The sequence below is a fragment of the Shewanella sp. SNU WT4 genome (genome assembly GCF_006494715.1).
In the GTDB taxonomy this organism is placed as follows: Bacteria; Pseudomonadota; Gammaproteobacteria; order Enterobacterales; family Shewanellaceae; genus Shewanella.
In genome coordinates this window covers 106,960-119,357 of record NZ_CP041151.1, presented here as the reverse complement: position 1 = coordinate 119,357, position 12,398 = coordinate 106,960, and the positions used below count along the sequence as shown (strand labels likewise).

The following is a 12,398-nucleotide window of genomic DNA, read 5'->3' as shown; positions in this document are numbered from 1 at the left end:
ATCTTGGTGGCGTGAATGGACTGAATATCTCTACCGCCAATTACTTTGAAATCAATGATCAACAAATCCAGTATTTGCGTGGGGAATGGACGGCTTTTTATGATGCGCCGCGTTTACCGCTGCGAGTATCGTTAGGCGATGTGACCTCGGCGACCTCAGGTTTTTTATCTAGCCTTAGTCTTGGCGGTATCGCGCTTTTTAGTGATTATGCCAATCTTCAACCCGATCGCGTCATTGGCCCGAATAATCAACAAATGTTGATACTGCAAGAATCGGCTGAAATAGATATTACCGTTAATGGCCAAGTTATTTATAGCGGCCGCCAAGACGCCGGACGCTTTAATCTCGCTAATTTACCGTTAAATAATGGCGCCAATGACATTATTGTTTATGTGCGTTACTTATCGGGGCGAACCGAAACCTTAACCTTTAGTCAGTTTTATAACAGCACTTTATTGCAAGAAGGCATAGTAAATTACGCCTTTAGCTTGGGCGCACCTTCTATTTATGGTGATGAGGGCATTGAGTACCTATCAACCTGGGCCGCTAATGGTTTTATTGAGTATGGTTTCACATCTTGGCTAACCTTAGGGCTGAATGCTACGGCTGCTGAATTTGGTGAAGGCCTTGGCGCTACCGCAACCTTTGGCACTGATTACGGTAATTTGAGCTCGAGAGCGGCACTGAGTAATGGCGATGAGCTTGGCTCGATCTACGCATTCAACTTTGAAAGCACTATTGTTGGCGCGGCGGTCAATCAGAGCCCGAATCTTAGGTTAGGCCTTGAGTTTGCTGATGGTTTTAATAACTCGCCTTGGGATGACACGGCTTTGCCACAGACTTATCAGCGCGCATTGGTTAATTATATTTGGACCATTAACGATGCTTGGGATGCGAGTATATCCGCTTCCTATTACCGTGCGTTGTTAGCCGATAAGCAGCTTAATGGCACAGCGCAGGTCAATTGGCGCTCTGGCAATATGAATGTCGGGGCGGGCATCACTTATAACAATAATGATAATTTCTCTAATGCCGATACCCAATATTTTTTGACCTTTGATTGGTACTTATCCCTTGCCGATAAAGGCCTAAGTTTAGGCACTAGCTATAACACCATAGATAATCGTTCGCGCTTAGATGTTTCTCGCATCAATAACGATCGGGTCGGCGACATGGGCATGCGGGCGCAGTTAGAGTATGAAGATCAGCGCGACCGCGAATTAGCGCAAGTCAGCTATACCGGCAACCGAGCGCGCTGGGAGGCGGAAGTTCAGCGCTCTCAAAGTAATAATGGCAACAGCGATGCCAGTTATTCTGCATCGATCCGCGGTAATACCGCCATAGGTATTGCGGGTGGTCATGTTGGTTGGGGCCGCGCGCAGCTGGGACCATTTTTAGTGGCTAAGCTGCATCCCACGCTGGCAGAAAGTGAGCTGCAAATTGAAGTTAATCAGTCCGGGCAATATACGGCCGCCGCTTCAGGTTCTATTCCTGCGCTATTGCCGTTAGATATAGCTTACACGGCCAATGTGATTGATATTAATGTTCCTAATGCGCCCTTAGGTTATGACTGGGGTGAGAGCCGCTTAGATATATCCCCGGGCGCGGCCACGGGTCATGTGGTGGAAGTCGGGTCGGATAGTTCGTATACCGCTATGGGCACCTTAGTTAACAACAACGGTGAACCTTTAGGTTATTTACAAGGTGACTTGATTGCTAATGGTCAGGCACTGGCTTTCTTTACCAATAAAACTGGGCGTTTTTATATTGCTGGCGTAAGTCCTGGAGTTTATGACATGCGCTTGCACACTGCGTTATGCCAGAGCATGAGCGTGACAATCGCACCAGGAGATTCAAATCTGATAGACATGGGCACTTTGTCCATGACTTGCACCAAGGAGAATGATCATGAAAGCCATTAACATCAGTGGCGTATGGCTTGGATGCCTACTCTTTTGCTCGAATGCGTTGGCTGAGTGTGATGGTCAATGGCAAGTGGATTTTACTCCCGCGGCCGCGCAAGTGGATACTAAAGGACAAGGGGTGTGGATACCCGCGCATGTGAGTGTCGATCGCGGCCTTAATACCTGCGCCGAGCAACTCTTGCTGCGCCAACCTCAAAGCGGGCCATTAATGCTGCAAGGCCAAAGTACTATGGCCGACTATCAGTTGATGCGAGCGAATCGGCAAACCCTCAATCAAATCGGGCGTGATTATTTTGTGTTGCCAGTGCAAGGCATGCATAAAGTCGACTTTTGGGTGTATGTTGCCAAAGGCCAATTACTGGAGCCTGGCCGCTATCAAGGACTGCTCGATGTGAAATTGCAAGGCGCTAAACTGGGTGAGCAAAGTTGGCAGCAACACGCGTTTGAATACACAGTCACGCCCTTTGTGCGAGTTAAGTTATCTGGCGTGAGTGGTCAGTGGTTGCAAGCTGTCGGCACCTCAGTGCATGTTAATCTTGGTGATTTAAGTCAGCGTAATCAAAGAGAGCTGCCTGTATATGTAGAAAGTAATACCTTAGTGAGTATGCGGGTGTCATCCAAACATGCAGGCGCCTTAGTGCATACCAGTAACGCCCAAAACCGCGTACCCTACAAAATGCTATTTGCTGGCCAAGAAATAGTGCTGACCAGTGAAGCTCTGCTAGATATTGCCCAGCGACCGTTAATGGGTAAAAACGTGAGCTTAGTGTTTGAGAATCAAGCCTCACCGTTTGCGCGGGCAGGCCACTATGAAGATGTAGTGACTGTGAGTATTTTTGCTAGGTAGTAAGACTAAGTATTTTTGTTAGATAGTAAGAGCATTGCGGCTTGATGGCGGCTAAAGGCTTGCCATCAAGCGTATAGCATTAGCGAGTTAACCGCTTGCTTAAAATGTTAAGATTACGCCCGCTTAAGCGCATCAATTTCACGGCGCAATTGCTGCTGTTCATCCACGGCTAGAGCTTCTAGCACTTCAATCCGCTCCCTTAGTTTCGCAATTTCTTGTTTTAACTCATCTTGACTGGCCTGCTGCTTACGATTGTTTTTTTGCTGTTGAGTTTTCATTTTCATAATCGAAATGAGTGCCCCACACACAATAGCCACAATCGGGATCAGTAACGCTAACGTTGCGCTATTCATAGCAATACTCCAAGGATGTAGATAAAAACCAGTATGGTGCTGACAGGGGTAATTCACCAGTGGCTAAATACTGCAAGTGGTAACTAAGTGTGTTTTGTTTATGGCGGCTCAGGCTATCGCCTTGAGTTATTAAGAAGGGATATGTGGCTATAAAAAAGCCGCTATTAAAAGCGGCTAAGAGAGTCAAGGTTACGCTTAGCGCATAGTAACAAATTCTTCGGCGCCCGTAGGGTGCAGCGCGACGCAGGCATCAAAATCAGCCTTAGTGGCACCCATCTTAATTGCAACGCCAAAGCCTTGCAGTATTTCATCCATACCAAAACCTATGCCATGAATACCAACCACTTGCTCGTTATCGCCAGCGCATACCAGCTTGAATTTACATTCTTGGCGGTGAGCGGTAACGGCGGTATACATGGAGGCAAACGTAGAACGATAGACTTTAACCTGATCACTGCCAAACTTTTCAATCGCTTGTGGTTCAGTCAATCCCATAGTGCCAATCGGTGGGTGGCTAAATACTATGGTAGGTACATTGGAGTAATCCATCTTAGCGTTCGGCAAGTTACCAAATAAACGCTCAGATAATAGTCGTCCCGCTTTAACGGCAACAGGAGTTAATTCAATGCCGCCGGCCATAATATCGCCGACACAATGTATGCCTGCTGCCGTGGTATTTTGATACTCATCTGTGATCACAAAGCCATACTCATCAAGCTGAACTTGGGTGTGTTCTAAACCTATGTTGTTGGTCGACGGTGTGCGGCCAATGGCCCAAATTAAGCAGTCGACATTGTGCTGCAAACCATTCTCTAAAGTCAGAGTTAAGCTGCCATCGGCTTGCTTTTCTACCGACTGCGGCACGCTATTGGTGTGCAGTGTCGGGCCGTTTTGCGCCATAGCATTGATCAGAGCTTCACTAAGCAGCGGATCAAAGTTACGCAGTGGCATGTGCTTACGCACAAATAAATGGGTTTCGCTGCCAAGGGCATGCAAAACGCCTGCTACTTCAACGGCGATATAACCCGCGCCAACTACAGCCACGCGCTTAGGTTGCGTGGTTAAAGCAAAGAAGCCATCGGAATCAATACCATGCTCAGCGCCCGGGATATCTGGGAAGCTTGGGCTGCCACCCGTCGCAATTAAAATGTGTTTAGCTGTGTAGTGCTGACCATTGACTTCGATAGTGTTGTCATTGATGAAGCGGCCGAACCCGCGTACCACAGTCACTTGATTGCTAGCCAGACCGCGATCATAGGCGCCATGAATACGGTTAATATAGGCTTCACGGCTATTGACTAAGGTTTGCCAGTCAAACTTATTCACTGTGACATCAAAACCATAATCTTTGGCATATAAGTGCATGGCTTCAGCGACTTGAGCGCCATACCACATGACTTTTTTCGGTACGCAGCCGACATTGACACAAGTGCCGCCTAAAGCTTTAGCTTCAATCAATAGAACCTTGGCGCCACGCATTGCCGCGCGATTGGCTGAAGCAATACCGCCACTGCCAGCACCTAAGCATATATAGTCAAAATGTTGTGTCATTGGATATCTCCATCCTTGCGACTAACGAGCAATAATGGCTTATTGTAAGTAGGATAAAAGCAAAATGATAGCCGCGCTGCGTCACCAGCCTTAGCGGCTAAGGCCGATGGTGTTTACTATTAGTGGCTGAATGAACAGACCTGACGTTGCTTTAATGTCGGGCCATCGCCACTGCAGTCTAAGCAGCGCCATTCTTGTCGGCGCTGGCGGAGCTCGGCGGGTTGATGACCAAAGGCTTGTTGCTGTTCATTTAAAAGTTGTATGCGGTTATTGAGCCAGCGGCACGAGGGGTCATTGGCAAATGTCGGACTCACAGCTGCGCTGCTGGTTGCGCTAATGCGAGTTTGCGGCTGTTTATACCTAGATTGTTGAGAGTGAGACTGTTGATATTGAGGCTGTTGATATTGAGGCTGGCGCGGGGATGTTGGCTGAGGTGATATTTTGGGGGCTGGCAGTATTAGATGCGGTTGATTATTCGTTGGGACGATTAGTTGGCCATTGGCATCGCGTGCGCCTTCTTGTCGCAGTGGATAATCAGCCTTGAGTACGGTTTTGGGTTCAGCGGCCATTGCTGCTGTGGTAAATAATAGTGCGACCGTTATTAGCCCTAACAGCGTTTGCGGTTTGCGCGCTACGCTCAATAATCCTTTATATCCCAAAGCAGACTCCAACTCGTTAATTAATTCGAGTGTAGTCGATTAAGCCATTAATATTCTAAATCTAGATCACGGCTTTATTGGCTTATTGATTATCAAACTGCTCTATCAGCGTTTGATAATCAATAATTATTACCAATGAAATTACATCGCCCAACTCAAATTAATGCCGGCCCAAGTTTCATCTTGGCTGGCGTGTTTTTCGCCTGTGATTTCAGTTTCGCGATCCATGGCGTGGCCTGCAAAGACTTGATTGGCAGTGACGCTAACGGTAAGGTTTGGCTGAACCGTAAACTGCGCCCCTAAAGTCAAAGTGGTGTTATCTGAGCCTTCATAGTCATGATTCACATAACCATAGTTAAAGCCTTGGACGGCGCTGGCATATAAATAGGTCGCTGCGGTGGGGTGGAATCCAGAAGTCAGGCCGAGCTCTAAATAACCGCCTTTACTGACGGTTGAATATTGATAGTTGATGCTAGGGGTTAACCATTCAATGCCGTTGTATTCCATGTTGGCGATAAAGTCATTGTCGGTATATCTGTTATCGCCATAACCTTCCACCTTTTGATAGGTCAGGGTAGTGTTGATGTCGTAGAAAGTGGGCAGGTAATATTCGACGCCAATGTCCATTTCAGTGTAATTAACGCTATCACCGCGACCGACACTGATATAGCTACCGAAGTTTTCACCCGTATATGAAGCATTGCCCCAAAAAATACCGCCTTTAGTGAGTTGGTCGCGACCTTCTGAAATATATTTTGAATCCCATTCAGTGCTTAGGTTGATATCGCCAGCCATGGCGACACTACTAATGCATGATCCTACTAAAACAAGCGCGATTGGTGTTTTCATCGAAAATATGTCCCTGTTAAACTGATAAATGTGCCTAAATAATGATTAAATTATAAGAATGATAATTATTATCAATTGTGATATCGGTTTGGTTTTTATCATTCTTAATGATTTTTAATAAGCAGCAGGGTCGCGAAAAAGGTGTTTCATAACTCGGTAAAAGTTGAAATCAACCTGGGATGCGGCAGCAAATAATTTTGCTATTCCCCTTTGGCGGCTTGATTATTACCGATCGCGCCCTTATTTATACTGTTATCACCAAAATTTCATCTGAGGGAAAGGAATGAGTAATCCATTACTTAGCAACACAGATCTACCCCAGTTCTCGAAAATCAAACCTGAACATATACAACCGGCCATCGAGCAAGCCATTGAAGATTGTCGACGCTTGGTTGAACAAGTGGTCTCAGGAACTGAGCAATTTACCTGGGCAAATCTAGTGGCACCTCTTGAGGCGGCTGATGACCGTTTAAGTAAAATGTGGTCGCCTATTTCTCATATGAACTCAGTCCTGAGCACTGAAGAATGGCGCGCCGCCCACGATGCCTGCTTACCTTTATTATCTGACTATGGAACATGGATAGGCCAACATCAAGGTCTGTACCAAGCATATAAAGCGCTGCATCAGTCGCCGCAATTTGCCCAATTATCGAAAGCGCAGCAAACCAGCATAGAGCATAGCCTCAGAGATTTTGAGTTATCAGGCATAGGCTTAGATGACGCTGGTAAAAAACGATACGGCGAAATTGCTAAGCGCTTATCAGAAATCACCAGTCAGTTTTCAAACCAGTTATTAGATGCCACTGAAGCTTGGCAAAAGCAGATAGTCGATGAAACGCTATTGGCGGGCTTACCAGAATCGGCAATCGCCGCGGCTAAAGCCATGGCTGAAGAAAAAGAGTTAAGCGGCTGGGTATTTACCTTAGATTTCCCATCTTACATGCCGGTGATGACTTACAGCGATAACCGCGACTTACGCCAAGAAATGTATAGCGCCTATGTTACGCGCGCTTCAGATCAAGGGCCGTTTGCGGGTCAATATGACAACTCAGCCTTAATGGATGAAATTGTTGCGCTGCGCCATGAACTTGCCAACTTACTGGGTTTTGCTAATTACGCTGAAAAGTCGTTAGCCACTAAAATGGCCGATACTCCAGAGCAAGTCATTAGCTTCTTAAATGAATTGGCGCTGCGCAGTAAAGCTCAAGGGCAAGCTGACTTAGCCGAGCTTAAATCATTTGCCGCGCAAACCTATGGTGTGACTGAGTTAGCCTCGTGGGATTTAAGCTATTACGCTGAGAAGTTACAAGAGCATAAGTACGAAATCTCTCAGGAAGAATTGCGCCTTTACTTCCCTGAAGACAAGGTATTATCAGGCTTATTCTTTACTGTGTCGCAGTTGTTTGGTCTGCGCATTGAAGAGCAAAAAGACGTTGATAAATGGCATAAAGATGTGCGTTTCTTCCACATTTATGATGCTAGCAATATTCTGCGTGGCAGTTTTTATTTAGACCTCTATGCTCGCAGCGGCAAACGTGGTGGCGCTTGGATGGATGAGTGTAAAGTTCGTCGTCTTGACGGTGAACAGTTGCAATTACCTGTAGCCTATCTGACCTGTAACTTTAATGCGCCCGTTGACGGAAAACCTGCCTTATTTACCCATGATGAAGTGACTACCTTATTCCATGAATTTGGCCATGGCATTCATCATATGCTGACTAAGATAGAGGTTGGCGGTGTGTCTGGCATCAACGGTGTGCCTTGGGATGCCGTTGAATTACCTAGTCAATTCATGGAAAACTGGTGCTGGTCAAAAGAAGCGTTAGTTGAGATTTCTGGTCACTATCAAACCGGCGAGCCATTACCGCAAGTCATGTTAGATAAGATGCTGGCGGCTAAGAATTTCCAATCTGCCATGATGATGCTGCGTCAAATCGAATTGTCTTTATTTGATTTCCGTTTGCATTATGAATATGACCCAGCGCAAGGCGCCAAAGTGCAAGCGGTTCTTGATGATGTGCGCAAGCAAGTGGCCGTGGTATTCCCGCCTGCGTTTAACCGCTTCCAGCATAGTTTTGCCCATATTTTTGCGGGTGGTTATGCGGCAGGTTACTACAGCTATAAGTGGGCAGAAGTGTTATCGGCTGATGCTTTCTCGCGTTTTGAGGACGAGGGTATTTTTAACCCGCACACAGGCGCCGACTTCTTAACTCATATTTTAGAAATGGGTGGCAGTGAAGAGCCGATGGAGTTGTTCACGCGTTTTCGTGGCCGCGAGCCGAGCATTGATGCCTTATTGCGTCATTCCGGCATCATAGAAACCCAAGACTAAGTCATTCGCGCGAGTTTCATTGCTATGACTCTTATGCCAGTGCTCGCACTGGCATTTTTCATGGATAAATGTGACTGATTTCACACTTGTTGTGTGGTAAGACCTCTGTTAGCCTGTGAGCCTTTGGCTAATGGTTAGCTTTTCACCTCTGCAAGGACGTTCCATGAACTTATATTTTCGCCTGATATGGCTGTTTTTGTGGCGAGTGCGCCACAGTGGCAATATTGGTTTTTTGGATACCAGCAGCATTAGTTATCGCGCGCTGCCAACGGATTGCGATATCAATTTTCATCTCACTAATTCCCGCTATCCAGCCTTTATGGATTTAGCCCGTACTTACATGCTGGCTGACATGGGCTTATTAAAAAAATTCCTCAAACTTAAGTGGATGCCAATAGTCAATGCGGCGGAATTTACTTATATCAAGGACATTAAGCCGTTGGCTAAATTTACTATCGATACTAAGTTAGTCGGCTGGGATGAAAAGTATTTTTATATTGAACAAAGGTTTGTGAGTGAGCGCGGATTGCATTGTATTGCGCATCTGCGCGGAGTATTTGTGTGCGATCGTCGCCAAGTGCCAATCGAAACCTTAGTGACCGCAGCCAATTATCATGGCCCGGCGCCGGAGTTACCGCCAGAAGTGGTTAAGTGGAAAGAGTTTTTACAGGTGAAAAAGCAGCAAAATACTTAAAAAATAGCTGCTGCAATTAGTTTAATGGCGGAATGGCTAAGCCTGCGGCATGGGCTGAGCGAGCTTGTTCAATTTCATCACTGACTAGCATCCAAGCGCCGCGCACTAAGCTTTGCTGGCGATAACGGCTTAAATGTTCCAAGTCGCGAATTTCATTCAGTATTAGTGGGTGGTGTATGCAGGGAATGAGCGCGCAATCGGCTAAGGATAAGCTATCACCACATAGCCAATAATGCGTTGTTAGTTGCTGTTCAAGTCGCAGCAGGAATAGGCGTATGTTCCTAAGCTGCGCTTGTTGTTCTAATTGATTGTTGGTGTTGCTGTGTTTGTCATACAAGCATAAACCTTCATTGAGTTCAAAATCCACCAATCTATCCCACAGCCGAGTGGCAAGATTATTGGGCTGTTCGCGCAATAATAACTGAGTGTTATTGGGAAAGGTGTTATCTAAAAACTCGATAATAATGGTGGACTCTGGATAGAGTTGGTTGTGCTGATAACGCAGTAAGGGCAGCTTACCAGTGGGGGACAGTTTACGATAATCTTGGCGCGCCAGAGGATCGCTTAACTCTATGATGCGCGGATAAAAATTGGCTTGTTTTTCATAAAGCGCAATCAATACTTTTTGTGAGTAGCGAGACAAGGGATGGTAATACAAGTCCATCTGGCAGGTCTCCTGTGGCTTGTTTGAAGTTATTTATAACTGTAGCTCTTTTTTGAATACCTGCTCACTGAGAAAGGCCGCCAGCGCCCGTATTCTCGGGGGCAGAGTGTCATTATGGTTATGACTTAAGAAAATGCCGCCTTGCTGAATTTGATAATCAGGTAATACCCGTTTTAACACTTGTTGATTCAAATAGGGCTGCGCCAGTGTTGAGGCTACGCAAGCAAGCCCTAAGCCTTGGCATGCCAGTTGTAAAACCGCTTGGCTAGAGTTGCAGCTAATATCGGCTTTGACTCGAATATCAAAATGATCTTTATGGCTATTGGTAAGACGTATGGGTTTGGGCAATTGATTACTACCAACCGTTAACCAGTGATGACAACTGAGTACATCGGGATGCGCCAAATGGCCATGGTTTTTTAAATAACTGGGGCTGGCGACAATGATTTCTTCATATTCAGCAAGTTTTAGGGTTTGCCACTGCTGAGTTTTATGAGGCGTTGCTGGCCGCGCTTGCCCCATGTATAGCACTAAGTCGATATGGTGCTCATCGAGATTAAGGCGGTTATCCTCCATTAATAGCGTCAACTTAATATGCGGGTAGCGGCGATGAAACTCACCTATATGAGGCAAAATCAGTTGGCGACCTAGGTCTCTTGGCATGGCAAATTTTATGCTGCCATTAAGGGTATTAGCATCTGGGATCACAGCTTGCTGCGCTTGTTTTGCCAGATGCAAGAGCTCGTTGCAGTACTGAAAATAATGGCGGCCACTGTCGGTGGGTTGCACAGAGCGCGTAGTGCGCTGCAATAAGTTCACCCCTATGGTTTGCTCAAGTTTCTTGATATGTTGACTGACCATGGAGCGACTGATCTCTAAATGCTGCGCCGCCTTAGTAAATGATCCCTTATCGACCACATTGGCAAACACTAGCATGCGATAAAGCTGAGTAGCATCCATGATGATTCATCCTTGATTATTCATTGCTAATAACCAAACTAGTAGAGATTAATGACTTTATCCAGCATAGGTAACACATTGGAAGCATTTTCAACCATTTATGCCCGCGCTTGTGAGCGTAAAGGCGGGCCAGTAGCATTAGCGCAATTATTGCCAGCAAGCCCAATTCAAAGCGATTTAGCACTCTTGAGTGATGCTGAATATCTATCTGCCTTTAGTCGGCAAGTGTTTAAAAGTGGTTTTGTGTGGCGGGTAGTGACCCACAAATGGCCGCAATATGAGCAAGCATTTTTTGGGTTTGAGCCCTTTAAAGTGGCTATGATGTCACCGGATCAATTGGCTGAGCGTGCGCGCGATCCTGCCCTTATCCGCCATCAAAAGAAAACCCAAGCCATTTATGATAATGCCATTATGGTGATGGAAACCTCGGCGCAACGGGGTGGCTTTGGTCAGTTTATTAGTGAGTGGCCGAGCGAAGATATCACTGGGCTATGGTTGTGGTTAAAGCAGCATGGCACACGTTTAGGCGGCAATACTGGGCCTTATGCACTGCGAGCATTAGGAAAAGACACCTTTTTAGCGACGCGTGATGTGCTTGGGTATTTTCAAGCTCATGGATTACTAGATGCAGCCATCACATCCAAAAAAGGCTTAAGTCAAATGCAGGCGGTGTTTAATGAGTGGCAACAACAAAGTGGTTATTCGTTAGCGCACTTGAGTATGATTGTCGCCATGAGCGTGGGCGACAATTATCTCGCTGCGCAATAGATTGCATCTAAATATATGGCGGTAGCTTAAAAGCTTTTACTGACACCTATGACAAGTCTGTCATCAAAAATTTCAGTTTGGCCGCCATACACTAAGTGCTCACCAGCAACTGTGCTGCCGTGGTAGCGCAAATCAAAATCTAAGGATGCCCAGCGCTTACTCACGCCAATATTCCAGTGTCCCCAACCTTCCGCCCCTGGGCCACTTAAATCTTGGTAACCGTAAGAGCCTGACACATTAAAGCCATTACTAAATTGATAGCTGGGGTGAATGGCATAGTTAACCCCAGACCAGTCTTTAACGCCAAACCAATCATCTAAGGTTGGGGTTACTTCCAATTGCACTTTGGCTTGATCAAATTGCTTGGCAACACGCAGCCACAATTCGGTGTAATTGGAATAAGACGCCCCAGGATAAAGGTAAGAGAAAACCATCACATCATAACTAAAACCACTATCGCCAAAGTTGCCCGCTTTTCCTATATAGGGGGCGGTCACTATTTCAAGGTTGGGATCTTGAAATTTAATGTTGGAAGCAAAAACGCCGGCATACCAACCTTGGGCATTGCCCCAATTGAGGGTGCCTTGCACTACTGGAACTTCACCATCGACAGTTTCAGACTCGCCGCGAAACACGTAATCAGAGGCAAAGGTTAACTTGCCGGTAATTTCACCGCCGAGTAATTGATTGTCTGCCGCATTAGCTAAGTTGAGTTGGCTGCCGCATAACAATAATCCGGCCATAGCTAACGTGAGTGGGCTATGGTGATTAGCCACTGAGGCTGCTTGAGTATTCA

At 46.2% G+C, this 12,398-nt stretch carries 12 protein-coding genes; 5 read left to right on the top strand and 7 right to left on the bottom strand.

Going from position 1 to position 12,398, the window contains the following annotated elements; translation table 11 throughout:
- Positions 1-11 precede the first annotated feature (11 nt).
- Positions 12-1,922 carry a fimbria/pilus outer membrane usher protein gene (locus tag FJQ87_RS00455; protein ID WP_140930019.1) on the top strand — a complete coding sequence of 637 codons (1,911 nt, stop codon included), beginning with the start codon at positions 12-14 and terminating at the stop codon, positions 1,920-1,922.
- A complete protein-coding gene (locus tag FJQ87_RS00450) occupies positions 1,909-2,772 on the top strand; it encodes a hypothetical protein (RefSeq protein ID WP_140930018.1) in 864 nt (287 codons plus the stop codon). The genes FJQ87_RS00455 and FJQ87_RS00450 overlap by 14 nt, the downstream gene beginning before the upstream one ends.
- Before the next feature lie 113 nt (positions 2,773-2,885).
- On the opposite strand, the gene FJQ87_RS00445 is transcribed toward FJQ87_RS00450, so the two are convergent.
- From FJQ87_RS00445 to FJQ87_RS00430, 4 genes are all read right to left on the bottom strand, one after another.
- A complete protein-coding gene (locus FJQ87_RS00445; protein ID WP_140930017.1) occupies positions 2,886-3,125 on the bottom strand; it encodes a hypothetical protein in 240 nt (79 codons plus the stop codon).
- Between the two features lie 195 nt (positions 3,126-3,320).
- Entirely contained in the window at positions 3,321-4,676 is a 1,356-nt protein-coding gene (gene gorA / locus FJQ87_RS00440) for a glutathione-disulfide reductase (protein WP_140930016.1), read from the bottom strand.
- A 119-nt stretch (positions 4,677-4,795) separates the two neighbouring features.
- A complete protein-coding gene (locus FJQ87_RS00435; RefSeq protein WP_140930015.1) occupies positions 4,796-5,335 on the bottom strand; it encodes a hypothetical protein in 540 nt (179 codons plus the stop codon).
- 141 nt (positions 5,336-5,476) lie between these two features.
- Entirely contained in the window at positions 5,477-6,184 is a 708-nt protein-coding gene (locus FJQ87_RS00430) for a hypothetical protein (protein ID WP_140930014.1), read from the bottom strand.
- A 283-nt stretch (positions 6,185-6,467) separates the two neighbouring features.
- Here FJQ87_RS00430 and prlC point away from each other — a divergent pair, with 283 nt between their 5' ends.
- Entirely contained in the window at positions 6,468-8,516 is a 2,049-nt protein-coding gene (gene prlC, locus FJQ87_RS00425) for an oligopeptidase A (protein WP_140930013.1), read from the top strand.
- Between the two features lie 163 nt (positions 8,517-8,679).
- The gene (locus tag FJQ87_RS00420) at positions 8,680-9,210 is read left to right on the top strand and encodes a thioesterase family protein (RefSeq protein WP_140930012.1); all 531 of its coding nucleotides are present in this window, start codon (positions 8,680-8,682) and stop codon (positions 9,208-9,210) included.
- Between the two features lie 16 nt (positions 9,211-9,226).
- On the opposite strand, the gene FJQ87_RS00415 is transcribed toward FJQ87_RS00420, so the two are convergent.
- Both FJQ87_RS00415 and FJQ87_RS00410 read right to left on the bottom strand, forming a co-directional pair.
- Entirely contained in the window at positions 9,227-9,874 is a 648-nt protein-coding gene (locus FJQ87_RS00415; RefSeq protein WP_140930011.1) for a glutathione S-transferase family protein, read from the bottom strand.
- Positions 9,875-9,907: 33 nt separating this feature from the next.
- The gene (locus FJQ87_RS00410; protein WP_140930010.1) at positions 9,908-10,834 is read right to left on the bottom strand and encodes a LysR family transcriptional regulator; all 927 of its coding nucleotides are present in this window, start codon (positions 10,832-10,834) and stop codon (positions 9,908-9,910) included.
- Positions 10,835-10,885: 51 nt separating this feature from the next.
- On the opposite strand from FJQ87_RS00410, the gene FJQ87_RS00405 reads away from it, so the two are divergent.
- Entirely contained in the window at positions 10,886-11,602 is a 717-nt protein-coding gene (locus FJQ87_RS00405; RefSeq protein WP_140930009.1) for a DNA-3-methyladenine glycosylase I, read from the top strand.
- Positions 11,603-11,628: 26 nt separating this feature from the next.
- On the opposite strand, the gene FJQ87_RS00400 is transcribed toward FJQ87_RS00405, so the two are convergent.
- The gene (locus FJQ87_RS00400; protein WP_140933900.1) at positions 11,629-12,345 is read right to left on the bottom strand and encodes a TorF family putative porin; all 717 of its coding nucleotides are present in this window, start codon (positions 12,343-12,345) and stop codon (positions 11,629-11,631) included.
- Positions 12,346-12,398: the final 53 nt, after the last annotated feature.